General features: G+C 64.7%; 18 protein-coding genes. 10 read left to right on the forward strand and 8 right to left on the reverse strand.

Annotation, left to right across the window (positions count from 1 at the left end; translation table 11 throughout):
- On the forward strand, positions 1-318 hold a 318-nt coding region (locus ACO2Q9_RS07455; protein ID WP_423309982.1), incomplete at its 5' end, for an IS66 family transposase.
- Between the two features lie 22 nt (positions 319-340).
- Here ACO2Q9_RS07455 and cadR read toward each other — a convergent pair.
- The gene (cadR, locus tag ACO2Q9_RS07460; protein ID WP_010791743.1) at positions 341-760 is read right to left on the reverse strand and encodes a Cd(II)/Pb(II)-responsive transcriptional regulator; all 420 of its coding nucleotides are present in this window, start codon (positions 758-760) and stop codon (positions 341-343) included.
- A 46-nt stretch (positions 761-806) separates the two neighbouring features.
- On the opposite strand from cadR, the gene ACO2Q9_RS07465 reads away from it, so the two are divergent.
- The 8 genes from ACO2Q9_RS07465 (at position 807) to ACO2Q9_RS07500 (ending at position 10,944) form a co-directional block, all read left to right on the forward strand.
- On the forward strand, positions 807-1,916 hold the full coding sequence (locus tag ACO2Q9_RS07465; protein WP_072632770.1) for a cation transporter: 1,110 nt from the start codon (positions 807-809) through the stop codon (positions 1,914-1,916).
- A 590-nt stretch (positions 1,917-2,506) separates the two neighbouring features.
- Positions 2,507-2,833, forward strand: a complete 327-nt coding sequence (locus ACO2Q9_RS07470; RefSeq protein WP_003090285.1) for a DUF2933 domain-containing protein — start codon at positions 2,507-2,509, stop codon at positions 2,831-2,833.
- 18 nt (positions 2,834-2,851) lie between these two features.
- Entirely contained in the window at positions 2,852-3,151 is a 300-nt protein-coding gene (locus ACO2Q9_RS07475) for a heavy-metal-associated domain-containing protein (RefSeq protein ID WP_003090284.1), read from the forward strand.
- Positions 3,152-3,159: 8 nt separating this feature from the next.
- Positions 3,160-4,827: a DUF3141 domain-containing protein gene (locus ACO2Q9_RS07480; protein WP_003090283.1), complete on the forward strand. Its 1,668-nt coding sequence runs from the start codon at positions 3,160-3,162 to the stop codon at positions 4,825-4,827.
- A 295-nt stretch (positions 4,828-5,122) separates the two neighbouring features.
- The gene (locus ACO2Q9_RS07485) at positions 5,123-6,256 is read left to right on the forward strand and encodes an acetate/propionate family kinase (RefSeq protein WP_003090282.1); all 1,134 of its coding nucleotides are present in this window, start codon (positions 5,123-5,125) and stop codon (positions 6,254-6,256) included.
- 217 nt (positions 6,257-6,473) lie between these two features.
- Positions 6,474-6,926: a MerR family transcriptional regulator gene (locus tag ACO2Q9_RS07490; RefSeq protein ID WP_009516039.1), complete on the forward strand. Its 453-nt coding sequence runs from the start codon at positions 6,474-6,476 to the stop codon at positions 6,924-6,926.
- A 154-nt stretch (positions 6,927-7,080) separates the two neighbouring features.
- A complete protein-coding gene (locus ACO2Q9_RS07495) occupies positions 7,081-8,397 on the forward strand; it encodes an SAM-dependent methyltransferase (protein WP_006226050.1) in 1,317 nt (438 codons plus the stop codon).
- Positions 8,398-8,514: 117 nt separating this feature from the next.
- On the forward strand, positions 8,515-10,944 hold the full coding sequence (locus ACO2Q9_RS07500; RefSeq protein WP_003090278.1) for a D-xylulose 5-phosphate/D-fructose 6-phosphate phosphoketolase: 2,430 nt from the start codon (positions 8,515-8,517) through the stop codon (positions 10,942-10,944).
- A gap of 177 nt (positions 10,945-11,121) precedes the next feature.
- Here the strand turns inward: ACO2Q9_RS07500 and ACO2Q9_RS07505 are convergent, their stop codons facing one another.
- Positions 11,122-11,724, reverse strand: coding sequence for a TetR family transcriptional regulator (locus tag ACO2Q9_RS07505; protein ID WP_009516037.1), 603 nt, complete (start codon positions 11,722-11,724; stop codon positions 11,122-11,124).
- A gap of 105 nt (positions 11,725-11,829) precedes the next feature.
- Here ACO2Q9_RS07505 and ACO2Q9_RS07510 point away from each other — a divergent pair, with 105 nt between their 5' ends.
- Positions 11,830-12,660, forward strand: coding sequence for an SDR family oxidoreductase (locus ACO2Q9_RS07510; protein WP_009516036.1), 831 nt, complete (start codon positions 11,830-11,832; stop codon positions 12,658-12,660).
- Between the two features lie 8 nt (positions 12,661-12,668).
- Here ACO2Q9_RS07510 and ACO2Q9_RS07515 read toward each other — a convergent pair whose 3' ends face one another.
- The 6 genes from ACO2Q9_RS07515 to ACO2Q9_RS07540 all read right to left on the reverse strand — a co-directional run bounded on the left by ACO2Q9_RS07515 (position 12,669) and on the right by ACO2Q9_RS07540 (position 18,553).
- On the reverse strand, positions 12,669-13,931 hold the full coding sequence (locus ACO2Q9_RS07515; protein WP_003121546.1) for an MgtC/SapB family protein: 1,263 nt from the start codon (positions 13,929-13,931) through the stop codon (positions 12,669-12,671).
- On the reverse strand, positions 13,928-14,983 hold the full coding sequence (locus ACO2Q9_RS07520) for a type II glyceraldehyde-3-phosphate dehydrogenase (protein WP_003121545.1): 1,056 nt from the start codon (positions 14,981-14,983) through the stop codon (positions 13,928-13,930). The genes ACO2Q9_RS07515 and ACO2Q9_RS07520 overlap by 4 nt, the downstream gene beginning before the upstream one ends.
- Before the next feature lie 27 nt (positions 14,984-15,010).
- A complete protein-coding gene (locus ACO2Q9_RS07525) occupies positions 15,011-16,543 on the reverse strand; it encodes an ABC1 kinase family protein (protein ID WP_003121544.1) in 1,533 nt (510 codons plus the stop codon).
- Between the two features lie 86 nt (positions 16,544-16,629).
- The gene (locus tag ACO2Q9_RS07530; RefSeq protein ID WP_003121543.1) at positions 16,630-17,661 is read right to left on the reverse strand and encodes a hydroxyacid dehydrogenase; all 1,032 of its coding nucleotides are present in this window, start codon (positions 17,659-17,661) and stop codon (positions 16,630-16,632) included.
- The gene (locus ACO2Q9_RS07535; RefSeq protein WP_009516033.1) at positions 17,658-17,912 is read right to left on the reverse strand and encodes a hypothetical protein; all 255 of its coding nucleotides are present in this window, start codon (positions 17,910-17,912) and stop codon (positions 17,658-17,660) included. Before ACO2Q9_RS07535 ends, ACO2Q9_RS07530 begins: the two co-directional genes overlap by 4 nt.
- The gene (locus ACO2Q9_RS07540; protein WP_003121541.1) at positions 17,909-18,553 is read right to left on the reverse strand and encodes a DUF6629 family protein; all 645 of its coding nucleotides are present in this window, start codon (positions 18,551-18,553) and stop codon (positions 17,909-17,911) included. The genes ACO2Q9_RS07535 and ACO2Q9_RS07540 overlap by 4 nt, the downstream gene beginning before the upstream one ends.
- Between the last annotated feature and the right edge of the window lie 18 nt (positions 18,554-18,571).

Here is an 18,571-nt window from a genome sequence, read left to right on the forward strand (position 1 = left end):
AGCGCCAAAGCGCTGGACTACAGCTTGCGGCGCTGGGAGGCTTTGACCCGGTTCGTCGATGACGGACAGCTGCCCGTGGACAACAACTGGATCGAGAACCAGATTCGGCCGATTGCCATTGGCCGCAGCAACTGGCTCTTTGCGGGCAGCCTACGAGCTGGTCAGAGGGCAGCAGCCGTCATGACGCTCATCCAGTCAGCACGACTCAATGGGCATGATCCCTATGCGTATCTCAAGGACGTTTTGGCTCGCTTGCCGACGCAACGGGTTAGCCTGGTTCACGAGTTGCTACCGCATCGTTGGTTCGCACCGAGCTGAATGTCGTTATTTGAGGCTCCGCTCAGCGAACGGTTGGCCAGCTTGCCCCAGTGGCGCTGCGCAGCGATTCAAGTGCACCGCAATCGCCAACGCATACCCCTCCCGCACAGGTACTGCGGATGGCACGCAGTTGCTTGCGCAGCGCCTGCAACTCGGCGATTCGCTGCTCTACCAAGCGCATTTGATCGTCTAGCAAGGCATTGACCTCGTCGCAGGACATGGCGGGGTCGTCCTGCAACTGCAGCAGAGCCCGGATATCGTCGTGCGACATGTCCAGCGAGCGGCACCGAACGATGAAGGCCAACCTGTCGACATGCTGTTGGCCATATTGCCGATAGTTGTTGGCGGCCCGCAGGGGCGCCTGCAGAAGGCCCTCTGCTTCATAAAAGCGCACCGCGGGAACGGAGCACCCTGCCAATGACGATAGTTCACCGATTTTCATATTTGCCTACCTACCGCTTGACTCTACAGCTACTTGAGGGTTTCTAATACGGGACATGAGTACATGTCAAAGCAGTAGCTGCTCGAGCAGTTGCAATTCGCAGACGGTCGACGAGGCCCCAAGCGCCATTGCTTCCGTGGAGAGCACATTTTCAGTTCCGGGAATGGACTGCCCCTCCGAGGAGAACCTCATTCGCATGGCGCTGGGTGGTCTGACCGGGGTTGGGCCGATGACCTTCGATCTGGCCCATCGGCAGCTCCGGGTGGTGCACTCGGGCGAGCCCGCCAGGATCGCCCAGAAGCTGACGCCCCTGAACTTGGGTGCGGTTCTGCTGACAAGCGAGAGGCGCACCGAAGGCGGGCAGTGGAAGACGCGTTTCTCCGTGCCGAAGATGGATTGCCCGTCGGAGGAGAATCTCATTCGGATGGCGCTGGCCGATGCGTCGGCTGTTGCGGCACTGGACTTCGATCTGAAGGACCGTGTACTCACCGTGCAGCATGGGGGAAGTACGCAAGAGCTGCTGGGCCGTCTCATCCCTCTCAACCTCGGCGCGCAAGTGTTGGACAGCGTGCAAAGCGACGAGTCTACGGCCCCAGACGCAGAGGGGAATGCCTCTGAGGCTCGGACCTTAAAGCTGCTGCTCGCTATCAACGGTGCGATGTTTGTCTTTGAGTTGATCGTTGGCCTGATCGCCCAGTCCACAGGTCTCATAGCGGACTCGCTTGACATGTTCGCCGATGCGGCGGTCTACGGACTGGCGCTCTATGCGGTGGGCCGCGCCGCCGCCTTGAAGATGAAGGCAGCGCACATCGCTGGTTGGTTGCAAGTCGTGCTTGCGCTTGGCGCGCTTTTGGAGGTCGTTCGGCGGGCAGTTGTGGGAAGTGAGCCGGCGTCCATGCTCATGATGAGTATCGGGCTGGTCGCATTGATCGCCAACGTCACCTGCCTGGTGCTGATCGCCAAGAAGCGGGATCGGGGCGCCCACATGACGGCAAGCTACATTTTTTCTGCGAATGATGTGATCGCAAACGCGGGGGTGATAGTCGCTGGTGTTTTGGTCGCTTGGACGGGCTCCTCGTACCCTGACCTCGTGATTGGCGCAGTCATTGCGCTGATAGTGCTCAGCGGTGCCCGGCGCATCCTGAACCTCCGATAGCCAATCTAGCGGCATCCCACACCGATGCCTAGCCAAGGTGGGATGGCCGGCCGCTTACTCCGTGACTGCCACGTGCCCAGTCCTAGCGGCAGGCGCCGACATCATGCGCTTGTGTATCCCATCGCTACGTCCACACCGCACGGGAGGGCCTTTGCTCGGCCGCGATCCGGTCACAGTTCCGGACACCGTTCGTAGATAGCCTCCGATCGGTGCCGAACGTCTGCCTGCTCGGCACATCTGGCGCGCGCTCACTTGGCGGTGTGCGCTGAGCCCCTGAGGTGAGCTGGTCTGCTGGTTCGCTGCGCGGGGTATGTACCCCGTAGCTGGGTACAGAGAGTCTTTTTGATCAAGATCAAGGTACTGCCTTCACCTCAGCTCTATGCTGAGCTTAACAAGCCACATTTGGCACGGGTCGATCATGCTCAGAAACTATCGAGGACTTTTTAGCGGGGCCATGGAAATCTCCGGTGTTCAGCCCCATTCTTCTGGCATACCTGTTTTATGGATGGGCCTGATCAGCGCCCTGCACGGCACTCGAATGCGGGAATCTCGCCAATCGACAAGGGTCAACTTCACGAAGGAGCATCGCCATGAATATTCCGCCCGATCGAAGTAAGAGCACAGGAAACGGCCCGAACTGGTCTCGCATCAACCAGTGGCTGCTGTGGCTCGGCCTCGCCGCCGCCGTTGCCTGGATGTTCTACCGCCACAACGCCCATCTTCTGCAACTGCTTCCCTTCCTCTTCATCCTCGCCTGTCCGTTGATGCACATCTTCGGCCATGGCAGTCACGGCGCACATGGCGGTCATGACCATCAAGATCAGCCGCCTCGGGGCGATGAAGGGGGTTCGCCTGCGCGCCAATCAGACGACCGGAGCCGCCCGAAATCCGTCGACCAGTCCGGGCACCACCACTGAAACCACCGGAGCATCATCATGGAAACCATCGAACTCAAGGTTGCCGGCATGACCTGCGCCTCCTGCGCGAACTCGGTCAGCAAGGCGCTCAAGCGCGTAGCTGGTGTGCAAGACGTGCATGTCGATCTCGCTCGCGGCGCAGCGAGTGTCACCGGCGACCAGACGGCCCAGAAGACGCCTGAGCTGATCGCGGCCTTAGCTGCCGCGGGCTACGAGGCATCCGCTGATTCCTCGCCGGGCATTGCGGCGGGTGCCGGTGCCTCCCATGCGCCGGCCGCTGCCCGTTCAAAGGGGCATGGCGGCTGCTGCTGCCGCTGATCGACGCCATGGACGCACGCACGAACTCCCAGGGTATCGCCGCCGCACCGCTTGGGCTCTTTGCTGCCTACTGGGGCGACATGCTGTGGCGGACCGTCGCGTCCGGCGAAGCGCTGAGACAGCGCGCCAACAACATGACCGAACACGAAGCGGCGGGTATGCCGCCGCTGCTCCACTTCGAGTCAGAGCAGGTGGCTGACGGCCACGACTTGCAACCGGCGAGCAACTACCGGCTCCTGCGTGTCACTCGCTGTGGCACCGACGCCTTGGAGAAGCATGTGCGCAAAGGCGCCGCGCCGGTGCTGGTGGTCGATCCACGCGCCGGCCACGGCCCTGGCATTGGCGGCTTCAAACGCGATTCTGAAGTTGGCATGGCACTGCTCGAAGGCCATCCCGTGTACTTCGTAGTGTTCGATCCGGAGCCCGTCGAGGGCCAGACCATGGGCGCAGTCGTCCAGACCCTGGCCACATTCATCGACATGGTGGCCAAGCGCCACCGAGGCAAGGCCCCGATCGTCTACGGCAACTGCCAAGGCGGTTGGGCGATCACGCTGGCGCTGTCGCACTGCGAGCACCGTGCCGCCTTGGCAGTGCTCAATGGCTCGCCGCTGTCGTACTGGGCAGGCGAGAGAGGCATCAACCCCATGCGGCTGCTCGGTGGGTTCACGGGCGGCATCTGGCCGGCGCACTGGGCGTCGGACCTCGGCGCCGGGCGATTCGACGGTGCCTGGCTGGTCCAGAACTTCGAGGCGTTGCGGCCCGAGGGCGTGTTCAAGAAATACGACACGCTCTTCGCGCAGCCGGAGACTGAGCGCGATCGCTTCCTGGAGTTCGAGCGTTGGTGGAATGGCTTCTACCAGCTTGCCCGCGAGGAAATGTTGTCGATCGCAGGCGATCTTTTCGTAGGTAATCACCTGGAGAGCGGCGAGGTCGTGGTCGATGGCCACTGCCGCGCGGATCTCAGCCGCATTGGCGCACCGCTGGTGGTCTTTTGCTCCAACGGCGACAACATCACACCGCCCCACCAGGCGCTCGGCTGGCTCAAAGCGGTATATCCGACGACCGCAGACCTGGTGGCGGCGGGCCAGCGCGTGGTGTACCTGCTGCACCAACATGTTGGCCACCTTGGCATCTTCGTCTCCGCGGGGGTGGCGCGACGCGAGCACCGCGCCATCTTGCATCATGCCGAATCGATCCAGGCACTCAAGCCTGGACTCTACGAGATGGTTCTGGAGGACAGCGCCTCTTCGGAGTCGGCCGCCGCTGCGCAGTTCCAGCCGCGGCGGCTGGAAGACCTGCCTTACGACGCCAACCCGGCGGGGTTCGACAAGGTCGAAGCACTCTCGGAGATCACCGAGCGCTTCTATTCGCAGTGGGTGTCGCCGTGGGTCCGCTTCGCCGTCACCCCCGACTCGGCTCGTGAACTTCGCGCGCTGCACCCCATGCGCGTCAGTCGCAAGGTCTGGTCCGAGCAGGTGACCCCGGCCCTGGCGCTGCTGCCATGGGTGCAACGATGGCTTGAGCAGTGGAGTGCGCAGGATCCCCATCGGGTCGAAAATCCTTGGTATCAGCTTGAGCGAACTGGTGCAGACGCGATTGGGCAGGCCATGGAATCATGGCGCAAGAGCCGGGACCTGTGGGCTGAGCTTGTGTTCGAGCAGGCCTATGCCAACTGAACGACCCTCCACTGTGGCTGCAAAAAGAGACGCTCACGGGTCGCAAGCAGCACGCTCCTTGTCGGAGGCGATGCGCCTGCCACGGCCGATTTCGCTTTTCAGCGTCGTCCAGGCACGGATCAAAGTTGGATTCTCCCGTATCACCACGCCAGCAACGGCGCTACAGCATCGGAAGCATGGGCCTGATCGGCGGCCTCGCGTGCTGCTAGCGCCGAGCGAAACTTGGCAATTCGATCTGATGAACGTTGCCAATGGCGGCGACGTCGGCACTGACCGGCGCTGACGGAGCTCCGACATGCGCGTCCTCGCCATCAATGCCGGCAGTGCGACCCTGAAGTTCGGAGTTTTCGAGTCGGCTCGTACCTTGCCATTGATCGACTCGGCGATTGATCATCCTGCGGTGGATGCTGCGACCTTCGAGGAGATCGAGCGGCACTTGCACAGGGCGGGTGTCACAACGCTCGATGGCATTGGTCACCGCGTCGCACACGGTGGCCCACTGTTGAGCAACGCGGTGCTCGTGGATGAAGAAGTCGAACGCGAGATCGGCAAGGCTTCGGCTCTGGCGCCGCATCACAATCCTGCCGCATTGGCCGGCATACGCCTGACCCGTGAGCGTTGGCCCGGCGTGCGCCACGTCGCGGTCTTCGACACCGCTTTCCATGACGACATGCCCGAATACGCCCATTCCTATGCTGTTCCGCCATCGTGGCGCGCGGCAGGGGTACGGAGATACGGCTTCCATGGCCTGTCCCACCAGGGTGTACTGGCCGCCGTCAGCACCGAGCTGAAACGGCCGCCGTCAGAACTTCGTATCGTGAGCTGCCACATTGGAAGCGGCGCCAGCGTCTGCGCGATCGATCGCGGAAGGTCGGTCGATACATCTATGGGAATGACCGCGCTTGAAGGTCTTGTGATGGGCACGCGCTGTGGAGACCTCGACCCTGGCGTACCCGGCTTCGTCGCACGCGCACTGGGTTTGACGTTGGCGCAGATCGAGGCGGCGCTTTACAGCGACAGTGGACTCAAAGGATTGTCGGGTGAGAGTTCGGACCTGCGGATTGTGGAGAAGCGCGCGGGAGAAGGAGTCGCAGCCGCCCAACTGGCAATGCAGGTTCACGCGTACCGCGTGCGCAAATACATCGGCGCCTACGCCGCCGCGATGGGCGGTTGCGATGCTGTGGCCTTCACTGGCGGAGCTGGAGAAAATTCGGCCGCGTTGCGTCGGCGCATCGTTGATGGCCTGGAGTTCATCGGCCTGGAACTAGACGAAGAGCGCAATCGCGCCTACTCGCCCAACACTGAAGTCGCCCAGTTGCAGTCATCCCGATCCGCCGTCGCCGTGCTGGTGGTTCAAGCACGCGAGCAGTTAGCGATCGCGCGTGAGACGTTCCGAGCGCTGAATGACCAGGCAAGTGGTTTGGTATAGGCAATGAACTGGGACAAGACCACGATAAGTCTTCCTCCGGGCCGGGAGCCACGCCCGTTGATGCTCGCGCCGATGATGGTCCAGTTGCCCATCCAACCGCACGTTGAAGGAAGAAACGGAGCGGTTCAGACACCGGGCCCTTGACCCATGTGCAGCACCTGGGTTCAAACTCGCTCGAAAGTGAAGGGATTCAAGACAACCTTGCTGGAGGATGGTGATGCAACTCATTGAATGCGCCAAGGCGGCAGGCGTCACACCGGACACGTTGCGTCACTACCTTCGGGTGGGGCTTGTGGTGCCCGATGGCCGGGGCACGAACGGCTACCGCGCATTCTCGGATCGAAGCGTCGCCCGGGTTCGTTTCATACGCAATGCATTGGCCCTCGGCTTCACGCTCAAGGACGCTGCAGAGTTTGTCGAGATGAGCCAGCGCGGTGCATCGCCTTGTCCGCGCGCGCGGGCGCTGCTGAGCGAACGGCTTGACGAGCAGGCCCGGCGGCTGAAGGAGGCGACAGATTTGCATCGCCGCATGCAGCAGGCAGAGCGCGACTGGAAGCGGCTGCCGGACGGCGTCCCGGATGGCCATTCCGTCTGCGGTTTGATCGAAGGAGCGGATGCGGACGTTCAGCGCAATTCGGTGCGCGCGAAGTCCCGTCGTGTACGCGCATGAATCGCTCTGATCATCGTCGACATTCCCCGGCATCACGACGCTCTACGTACATGCGGTGCAGCGGTTGTGGTCGTGCCGATCACGCCAGCGCCAAGTATGAGTCGTCTATCCACTTCGCAGCATCCGCTGCACACGAGCGAGCGAGGCGCCCCCAATGAGCCACCTCACGACACGGGATCGAACCGTATCGCCCGATGGATATGCCGCCGCGCTACGGATCTTGCGCCGGCTGCTGGCCGGCATCGAGCGCCCGCCGGCGTTGCGTCTGGGCGATATGCTCTTGCACGAGCTCGAATCGCACCCGGAATACACCCTGATCATCCGTGACCCGGGTCTGCTGCGTCGCTTGGTCCTGCGCCCGGATCCGCTGCTGCTGGCGGAAGCCTATTTCCGCGGCACCATCGACATTGAGGGAGACCTGTACACCGCGCTCGGGCTCAAGGCGCATTTCGAGAGGTTTTCGCTCTCTTGGCGCGACAAACTGGCCCTGTTGCGCGACGCACTGCTGCTGCGCGTGTCCGACCAGGACGGGTTGAAGCCCTCGCGGAGTCTGGCCTCGCGCGTCGCACGTCGCTTCTCCCATCGCCATTCGCGTCAAACCGATCAGGCCGCGATCTCCTTTCACTACGATGTGTCCAACGCGTTCTATGGACTCTGGCTCGATGCCGAGAGGGTCTACTCATGTGGCTATTTCAAGGCGACGGATGACACGCTGGACCAGGCTCAGCGCAACAAGCTGGAGCACATCTGCCGCAAGCTGCGCCTGCAGCGAGGCGAACGCCTGCTCGACATCGGCTGCGGCTGGGGCGCGCTCGTGTGCTGGGCGGCAAGAGAACATGGCGTCCGTGCGCACGGCATCACGCTCAGCCAACAGCAACTCGAATACGCGCGCGAGCGCATCCGCTCGGAGGGCCTGCAGGATCTCGTCACCGTTGAACTGCGCGACTACCGTGACCTCGAAGGCACGGCCGTTTTCGACAAGGTGTCAAGCATTGGCATGTTCGAGCACGTGGGACTCGCGAACCTACCGGCCTACTACGCGGTGGTCCAGCGGGTTTTGCGGCCAGGAGGACTCTTCCTCAACCACGGGATCACCCATGACGAGGAGGGCTGGAGCCGAACCGTCGCGACCGAGTTCATCAACCGCTACGTCTTCCCCGACGGCGAATTGGACTGCGTCAGCAATATCCAGCTAGGGATGGAGCGCTCCGGCTTCGAGATCCATGACGTCGAAGGTCTTCGACCCCACTACGCGCTGACCTTGCGTCATTGGGTCCAGCGACTCGAAGCGCGCCGGGAGGAGGCCTTGCGGGAGGTCGATGAGGTGACCTTCCGCATCTGGCGCTTGTACATGGCGGCGTGTGCACTGGAATTCGAGGCCGGGGGGACTGGGATCTACCAGATCGTCGCGTCCAAACGCGACGGCGGAAGCTGGCCCGTGCCCTTGACCCGCTCTGATCTTTATGGATAACACAGCCATGAACGCTAGATGGCCGTGCCGCTGGCGCGCGAAAGACGATCACAGACGCCAGCCTTCCCAATCTCGCCGTCGCGCTTACCTGCGTGCCGGCTCTCAAGGACTTTCCACATGAACCACGAGCTTCCCTGGGTCGCCGAGCGCGTCCGCGTGTTCCGCGAGTCTGATCCCGAGTTCGCCCGCTGGGCGCGCGGCCACGGCCCCATCACCCACAACGATCTCACGCAACTGCGAGTCCACGATCTCGCACAGGTGCTGGTTGCCGAAGGCAAGGCGAGCGACACAACCGCGGTGTATCGCACGCTCTGGTCGGCGGACCGCCTGGCCGTGGCAGGCATGTGGTTGACGGTTCACATGACCTATGCCGACCGGGTCTATCCCGATGGCCGGGAGATGAGAGCCGAGGATTTCAAGGAGACGCCGGAGGGGCATACCGGTGGGGCGCTGAACATCGTGCCGGCCTATGTCGGCTACCTGGCCGCGAACGCGCTCAGTGGGTTGACGCGTGGCTGGTTGATGGGCCAGGGCCATTGCGTCGCGGGCATCGATGCCTGCAACCTTCTGGTGGGCAACATGACGCCGCGCCACGCCGAGAGATACGACCGCAGCGAAAGCGGCCTCACGCGCTTTGCCCGGGATTTCTATAGCTACGCGATCGACGCACAGGGGCGTCCCGCCTCGCCGCTGGGCAGCCACGTCGGCCCGAATACGGCAGGCGGTCTGTCCGAGGGCGGCTATCTCGGCTTTGCCGAACTGCAGTACGTGCACATGCCCTTGCCCGGCGAGCGGCTGGTGGTGTTCCTCAGCGACGGCGCTTTCGAGGAGCAGCGTGGCAGTGACTGGGCGCCGCGCTGGTGGCGGGCAGAAGACAGCGGCTTCGTGGCACCGTTCATGATCCTCAACGGTCGCCGCATCGAACAGCGCAGCACCATGCAGCAGCAGGGGGGCCGAGAATGGTTCCACCAGCATCTGCGGCTGAACGGCTTCGACCCGATGGAGATCGACGGCACCGACCCCGCCGCGTTCGCCTGGGCCGTTCACGCGATGGAGGAGCGGTTGTCGGCCTGCGCGGCTGGAGTTTCGCAGGGCACCGTTCAGTACCCGGTACCCCTCCACTACACCATCGCCGAAGCGCCCAAGGGATTCGGCTTCCCCGGTGCTGGAACCAATGCCGCGCACAACCTGCCGCTGGAGGGGAACCCCCGGGTCGACCAGATAGCGCTTCAGCAGTTCAACGAGGGTGCTCGCGCTCTCTTCGTGCCGTCGCACGAACTCGACGAAGCGGTCGCACTACTGCGCCGGCACGAAGTGCAGCATCGTCCCCTGGAGCGGGACCATGCCCTGGCGCACCGCCAGGTGGCGGCCCCCAGACTTCCGGTTCCGCAGTGGCATGTTGCGGGCCAGGGCGAGGTCTCGCCAATGGCGGCACTCGACGGAGCCTTCGCGGCCCTCGTCCAAGCCAACCCACAGCTGCGTCCGCGGGTAGGCAATCCGGACGAGCTGCGCAGCAACCGCATGGGCCAGACATTGGACCTGCTCAAACACCGCGTCTTCACGCCCGAACCGGGCCTGGCGGAGGCCGTCGATGGCGCCGTGATCACGGCGCTCAACGAAGAAGCGGTGGTCAGCGCGGCGCTGGGCAACAAGGGCGGCATCAACTTGGTCGTCTCTTACGAGGCATTTGCCGTCAAGATGCTGGGCGCGCTGCGCCAGGAAATCCTGTTCGCGCGACATCAGGCGCAGGCAGGCACACCACCCGGATGGCTGTCGGTGGTCACGGTTGCGACGTCCCACACCTGGGAGAACGGCAAGAACGAGCAGTCGCACCAGGATCCGACGCTGGCCGAAGCGCTGTTGGGCGAAATGTCCGACACCTCGCGCGTGTTGTTCCCGGTCGATGCCAACAGTGCCGTTGCGGCGCTGCGCGCGGCCTACGCCTCGCATGGCCAGTTCTGGACGCTGGTCGTTCCCAAGCGGGCCGTCGCCAGCCAGTTGAGTGCCGAGCAGGCCGAACGCTTGGTCGATCAGGGTGGTTGGGTGGTGAAGCCCTGCGACGCCCCCGACGTGTTGCTGGTTGCCATCGGCGCATACCAGCTACAGCAGGCCCTGCTTGCGGCGCGGCGCCTCGAAGCCGCTGGACATCGGACCGCAGTGACCTGCGTCATCGAGCCGGGCCGCTTCAGAGCACCCCGCGACGAACGCGAGCAGGACTTTGTGGCCGGCGACCAGGCCTTGCGCGCCCTGTTCCCGGAGACTGCCGCCGTGCGCGTCATCGTCTCGCACATGCGACCCGAGCCGACGCTGGGCCTGATGCGTCGGATCGATACAGGGGCGCGGCAGACCCGTGCCTTGGGCTACCAGGCGCGCGGCGGGACACTCGATGTGGCCGGCATGCTGTTCGCGAACCGTTGCACGTGGGCGCACGTCGCGGCGGAGGCGGCTCAAGGGCTCGGTGTCGATCCGCAGAGCTTGCTGAGCGCCGAGGAGTGGGCGGCCGTGCAGGGGCGTGGCGACCCGCGCGTCATCACGGTCTCGGCTTAACCCCCTTCCAGCACGACCCACGACCGGACGCTGATTGCGCCGACGCACTCTGCTTCTTCATGTGCGTTGCCAGGTCGCACTGGGTTCGGATGTCTGACGAATGGCTGTGGGACCGATGGCCACGTCGCGCCTGAATGTCGTCCTCCCGTGCCAAGTAGCACTTCCTTGTCCGGGCGTTCAGCGCGAGGCGTCAACCATTTTCCCGCGCTGGAGAGGGGATTTGCCAGGCGAAAGCATCCGCGCAATCGCCAACTGAATCGCCCGTCTGCGCGCCTCGTGCTCCTGCGAATCCCTCGCCGCCGGTGCCATGCACCACGTTTGCACGATCGTCGCTACCAGTCGCACGATCTCATCAGGCGTGAAATCCGCTGTGATGCGTCCTTCCGCCTGGGCAGCGGTGATGGCCGCATGTTTGGCTTCCAGTACGCTGTGACCGGCGGGGAGCAGGAGCACTTCTTGGCCTCGCTCCAGGTGGAACCAGGTCATGAGCCGCCATAGGTGCGGCCGCTCGGTGAGCAAATCGTAGGTGCGCCCCGCATAGCCGGGAAGATCGTCCGCATCGAAGCGCTCGTCCTGCGCCGCGGCGAGGATTTCCCGGCTGAGCACGGCGTCGAAGAGAGCCTCCTTGTCCCCGAAATGGACATAAAGCATCGGCTTGCTGATGCCTGCTGCCGCCGCGATCCGGTCAATTCGTGCCCCCGCCAGCCCGTTCTCGGCAAATTCCCCCAGCGCAGCGTCCAGCAGCATTTGCTGGGTCTCGGCGGGACGTCTCTTGGCCATGGGCCGTTACTCCTCAACAACATTTCATCCGAGCGCCCATCATCGCTTGACACGGGCGCCATTAACTTACAAACTAGTTGGTAAGTAAACCACAGGAGTGCATTTATGTCCAGACATTGGTTCCTCACCGGCGCATCCAGCGGCATCGGTCGCCATCTTGCTGAAATCATCCTGGCTTCGGGGGATGACCTCACGGCCACCGTCAGGCGTCCCGAGACGCTCGACGACCTGGCAGCACGCTACGGTGACCAGCTCGTTGTCGAACGGCTCGACGTGACCGTGAAGGGGGACATCGCACCCGTGGTCCAGCGCGCCGAGGCCCGCCGCCCGGTCGATGTCCTGGTCAACAACGCCGGCGGCGGCATCATCGGCGCCACCGAAGAGTTTTCCGACGCGGACATCGAAGGGCAGATCAGCCTCAACCTGCTGGCGCCGGTGCACGTCACGCGGGCCTTCATTCCCGCCATGCGCACACGGCGAGCCGGTCGGATCATCCAAATCTCCAGCGCCAGTGGCCAAGGCTCCCTGCCGACCAGCAGTCTTTACCACGCCGCGAAATGGGGTCTGGAAGGCTTCAGCGAATGCCTTCGCCAGGAACTGGAGGGGTTTGGGGTCTTCGTCACACTCATTGAACCGGGCGGCGCTCGCACGAGCTTCAGCCGCAATTTGCAGTACGCGCCGGCGAACCCCGCCTATCAGGACACGCCCGCTGGACAGATTCGCGCGATGTTCGAGAACGCGGGTGACGAGTTGTACACGCTCGATCCGCAGAAGATCGCGCACCGGATCTTCGACACGGCCACGAGCGAGAAGCCACCGCTTCGGGTGGCGCTGGGCGGTGACGCCTTCGGCGTCATCCAGGCGGCGCTCAAGGGCAGGCTGTCTGCCCTTGAAGCGCAGGAGAGTCTGGCGCGATCGGTGGCCTTCGATAGCTGATCGCTGTTTCAGGTCAAGCCCAGGGCGACGGCAAAGCCAGCAGCAGCCATGGCCGCGTACGACGGGAGCACTCTCCATGCGAGCGCCCTACCGCCCAGCGACATCAACAGGACAAGTTTGGTGACCTGATTGACGGATGCGGCGATGAACAAGGCCAGGGTGGCCGAAGCGGCGGTGACGGCGCCCTCGGTCACCAGGCGGCCAATCGAGAGCGTGATCGCATCGACGTCCACCAGACCCGAGGCAGCGGCGGTCAGCATGACGCCAGCATCCCCGAAGCGATCGGCAAGAAAGCGGCCTGCCAGCATCACCGCGGCCAGGAAGGCTGCGAACTGGAGCGCGGAGCGCAGCTGCAATGGGTTGCCAAGCTGAAGTTCGGGCAAGTCGTCGGCGGGCGACCGCGCCGCCAGGAACGTCCCCAGAACACCGCCAGCCACGGCCATGGCCACGAAGATGACCACCGGGTCCCAGCCGATGCCGGGGGCTGCGATGGCGACGAGAGCCGCCATGCGCGCAAACATGGCTGCGCAGGCGAGCGCCGCCCCCGCCGCTGCCAGTGGATGCCAGCCTGGCGTCTGCCCGGCCCAGCGCGCCAACGTGGCCGTGGTGGCGGTGCTCGACACGATCCCGCCGAGCAGCGCTGTGAATACCAGCCCTCGTTTCCTGCCGAGCGAGCGCATCAGGACGAACCCAGCGAACGACAGCACTGCCAGCAGGACAACGGCCCACCAAAGGCGATAGGGATTCAACGCCTCATAGGGGCCAAAGCCACGATCAGGGAGTACGGGCAGTACGACCACGCTGATCAACAGCAACTGCGTGCCGCTGCTGATCTCCGCCTCGGACAGCTTGCCGACGCCGGCGTGCAAGAGCTGCTTGAAACGCAGCAGCGCCAGCACGACCACGGCGGCGACCGCCGAAACGCGCCAAGCGCCACTGGTCGCCAGCGCCCCGATGGCGAAAGTCGCAAGGGCGGCGACGGACGTGGTCAGTCCCATCACGGCATGCATATGCGCCGTCACCAGGTAGCCCACCACCAGATACACCCCGACGAGTACGAGCAGCGCGATGAGCATGCCGGCTCCCCAGCGCTGGGCCAGCAGCCCGCCAAGGCCGCCGAGCAGGCCGATCAGCGCAAAGGTGCGAACGCCCGCGACGCGATGTCCCTCGGGCCGCTCGCGTTGCTGCCATCCCCGTTCCAGGCCGATCAGAAGTCCCGAAGCGAGTGCCAGCCCGAGCCCGACCAGCGCGGGATCATCGAATTCACTCATCGTCGAACCTGGACGCGGTCACGGATGAAATCACGCTGCAGTCCCAGCGAAGCATCGGTGCGCGCCATCGACACCTGGGGATCGGTCTCGATGCCGCTCAAGGCGCGAATGGCATCGATGGTCTCGGGGATTACGATCGCCTGGTTGAAGACCTGGTAGGTGTAGTACGCCTGATCGCCATCGACCGAAAGCACGTCCTCCCACAACGCGACCTCCCACAGGTCGCCGCGCGGGCGGCCGAGATCGGCCATCAGTTCCACCGTGCTGTTGAGGGCCACGAGACCATCCGAGGATCGCACGAACGCGATCCGTGGCGCAGCGCGAAAGGCCGCCAGCACCTCGTCGCGCGTGGCCGGCCTCGTCAGTTCGACCCACCAGGTGTGCAGGTGGCTGCTGTTGTGCGGCGCCTTGACCGCGATCGTGACGACGTCCAGGTCCGGGATCACAGTGCGCGCGTCCGGTCCCTGATGGCTGGGGATCGTCTTCTCCGGCACGAGCGTGTTGATGATGCCCTCCGCATGCGCCTCCCACGGGTCGGAAGCCCGGCGGATCAGCGTCCCGCGGGCTCGCTTGAGCAGGCCCGCTGTCCGAAGCGCCCCCAGGGTGCGCACGATCGACGTCGTGTTGCAGGACACCACCCGGGTGGAGGTGCGGCCGATCGCGGTTGCGTAGTTCTCCTGCGCGACGAACGAATGACCGGTCAACGCGTGGGACTCGCCGCCATGGAAGATGGACTTCACACCGGCAGCGTCGTACGCCCTCTTGTTGACCGCGGCGACTTTCTTGGGTGTGCAATCGACCACGACGTCCGCGTTGGCGAGCAGGTCGGCCAGATCGCCCGCGACAGGAAGCCCCGCAGCACGCATCGATTGTGCGGCTTCAGCGGTCGCCGCGTAAATCGGGAAAGCGCGCTGCGCGGCCACCTGCAGGCGATAGTCGTGCACCACATCCGCGACGCCGGCTAGCGCCATGTCCTCCTGGAGTGCGACCGCATCCGCCACCCGCTTGCCGATCACACCGTATCCGTTCACCGCCACTCTGACCTTGTTCATGCCTGACTCCTTGCTTGATGAGGCGCCTCAGCCGCGGCTGCGCGCGATGGAAAACGTGAACCGGATCGCCAGCGCATAGCCCAGCAGCGCGAGTACCGGCATGTCGCCCCAGCGCGGGCCCACGCCGTGCTGCATCAACAAGCTCGATGCGATGTACAGGCCGAGCGTCACGAGCGCCAGCGCGACGCGACGGCCGAGGCGGTCGATCCCGCTCAGCATCCTGGCATCCGGCTTGATCGACAGTTGCAGCAGGTCACCCTGCCGCAAGACGCTGTGCAGACGCCGCGCCATCAGGGAGGGCAGGGCGTGGGCCGCGTTCCCCAGTTCATATGGCAGACGCTGCGATGCCGCAGACTTGGGCTCGTCGAAGACGCCCGTGGTCGTGTGGCGAGAGATGGCTTCGATGATGGAAAACTCGGGTGCCAGCAGTCGCACCGTCCCTTCGAGCAACAACAGGGTACGCGTGAGCACGAGGAGGTCCCTGGGCAGCCGGACTTCCTGGGTCCGGCCCGCCGCCACGAGCTGCGCGAGAGCACCTGAGAGCGACCAGTCCTTCAGCGGCCTCTGTGCGCAGTCTGCGACCAGGGCACGCACGACAGGCACGAACACGGCCCGATCGGTGCCGTCGCCGAGCAGGCCCAGGTCGAGCCAGGCATCGACCACCCATTCGGCATCCTGCTCGACGAAGGCCAGGGCGAACGCCACCAGCGCCCGCCGCATGTTGCCGTCGACCCGGCCCACGATGCCGAAGTCGTGCACGCATATGCGGCCATCGTCCATCACGAAGACGTTGCCGGGATGGGGGTCGCCGTGGAAGAAGCCATCGCGGAAGATCTGGGCGACGTAGCTGTCCACGAGTTTGCCCGCGGCCGCCACCGCGGTGGACGAAGGCAGACCGTGCAGGTGAGCTCCGTGGCTGAACTGCTGGACCATGACGGTCGGCGTGCACAGGCCGTCCACCACGTCGGGGATCACGATGTCGGCAGAGCCGCGCCAGGCGTCGGCGAAACGTCGCACGGAAGCTGCCTCGCGCGACAAATCCATCTCGTAGCGGAAGTTGGCCGCAACCTCGTCCACGATGGCTGCCAGCCCCCAGCGACGCAGCGAGGGCACGAGCCCCTGCATGACCAGGACGATGCGGCGCAGGATGCGCATGTCGGTCTCGGCCTGCTCGGCCGCGCCAGGGCGGCGGATCTTCACCACCACTTCCGTCCCGTCCGGCAGGGCTGCACGATGAATCTGGGCGATCGAGGCCGCGGCGAGCGCGTGCATGTCGAAGCGTGCGAAGAGCTGCTGCCATGGGCGGCCGAGCGCCGCCTCGACCTCCTGGACCGCCTGCTCGGGAGGAAACGGCGCCACATTGGCCTGCAGGCTGGCCAGAGCCTCTTGCGCATCGGGCGCCAGAATGTCGGCCCGCAGGCTGAGATGCTGGCCCAGCTTCACGAAGGTCGTGCCCAATCGCTGCAGCACTTCGGCGAAGCGGTCGGCCGCCCGGTGGGTATCGCAGCGCATCAGGCCCCGGTGCCAGGCCACCCAGAGCAGGAACCCGCTCAGGGCCATAGCGATCTGCGTGGCCCGGCGCAGCGCCGAGCGTTGCGTTGGGCGGCCCGCAAGACGCACGGTGGAAACGGGGCGGTTCGGTCGCGTCATGGCTCATCCAACCTGTTGCGCAGGCGGCCCGCATGCCAGGCTGCGATGTTCGAGATGGTCTCGTCGAGGATGCGCGCGATCGCCTCCGACGTATTGAACCCGACATGCGGTGTCACGAGCACACGCGGATGCGTCAGCAGTGGGCTGGATGCCGACCAGCCGGTATCGCAACCCAGTCCGCCGCAGCCCGTGGGCACTTCGGGAGACAGATCCCCTTCCTGTTCCAGCACGTCCAGTCCTGCTGCGGCGACGGTACCTGCCTCCAGTGCGTGCAGCAGGGCGGCGTCGTCGATGAGCGCACCCCGTGCCGTGTTGATCAGTACCATGCCCGGTTTCATGCGCGCGAAGGCCTGGCCATCGAGAAGGTGGTGCGTGGCCTGCGTGGCCGGAACATGAAGGCTCAGAACATCGCTGCTTTGCAGGATCTGCTCCCACGTCACCACGCGGACGCCGGCGATGGGTGCTGCCGTGATGTCGAGCGATGGGGCGAGGGCCGGGTCGTACGCGAGAACTTCCATGCCGAAGCCCAGGGCGATACGGGCCACGTGGCGCCCGATCCGGCCCAGCCCGACGATGCCCAGCGTCTTTCCTTCCAGCTCGAAGCCGGTGAGGCCGCGGTAAGCGAAAGAACCTTGGCGCGCCCGCTCGTGGGCTTGTGTCAGATGGCGAGCCACGCCCAGCAGCAGCGCGAAGGCATGTTCGGCGACGCTGGCGGACCCATAGTCCGGCACGTTGCACACGGCAATGCCGCGTCGGCGGCAAGCCTGCAGGTCGATGTGATCGAAGCCCGCGGAGCGCGTTGCCACGAGCCGCACGCGCGGCAGCAACCGGAGCACCGATTCGTCAACGCGCGTGCGCACGAAGACGCACAGCACCTCGGTGTCTTCATCGCCGACATCGGATACCACCAGGCGTTCGTTCTGGACGAAGTGCGCGTGCCAGTGGGTCGGAAGCCGTTGCTGCAGCGCGGCCTGGTCCGCCGGTGCGATGTCGGAGAACAGAACGGACAGACGGTTTTGTGCGGTCATGAGCCCTCCTCGATTACCCGGTGCAGGGACAGGATGCAGAACGCGGCGATGAAGTGCCCGGTCTTGGTGCCTTGCGCGAGTTCCGCTTGCGCGAATACCGTCGGCAGCCGGCCGGCGACCGCATCGCGCATGGTCTCGAATCCGTCGAGCAACTGAACCGTGAAGAACGCCGCGCGGCGCATCGGGCCCTGCGTGCGGCCGCAGTCCGCGTAGGCCAGTGCGGGCTTGAATCTGGCCGGAGGATTCGTCATGGCACGGCCAGCCTCGCTCGGGGCTCACGGAACTGCCACAGCACGATGAAGCTGAGCACAGCGGCAAAGAAGCACCACACCGAGATGAACCAGGTTGCATAGAACATGTAGGCGGCGATTGCGGAGACAAAGGCGGCCACCCCAAAAGCCGCCACGCGCCGGTGGCTAGAAACCATCAGGCTTGCGCAGGTGCCGATCAGATACAGGGCCATCGTGGTCATCACGTAGAAGTGCGGAGAGTCGTAGAGGATGTGCTGGCCGACCACGCGGGCCGTGATGGGCAGCTTCACCAGCATCGCCAGCAGGTACAGACCGACGAGCGCGCCCGCGACTGCAATGGCCACCAGAACCCGACGGCGCCAACGGACGCTCTCCAGCGCCAGCGCAGCCAGCGGGACGTAGATCGGCCACAGGACGTGCGAGAAGAACGAGTAGAGATGCGTCAGCGCCACGTTCAGCAAGGGCGCGCGGTCGGGGAACGTCAGCCACAGCATGCCTTCGAGCAGTTGCTGGACCCCGAACAGCAGCGGGATGGCGGCATACGGCAGTTCGCGCCGTGAGCGGGCCCGGCGCATGGTGACGGTCCCCAGGCCCAGCAGAACCGCTGCGGCCGTGAAACTGGCGGGTGCGGAAAAGCACATGGGCAGTCATCTCCCCTC

The organism is Variovorax sp. VNK109, assembly GCF_049445855.1.
In the GTDB taxonomy this organism is placed as follows: Bacteria; Pseudomonadota; Gammaproteobacteria; order Burkholderiales; family Burkholderiaceae_C; genus JAGOCV01.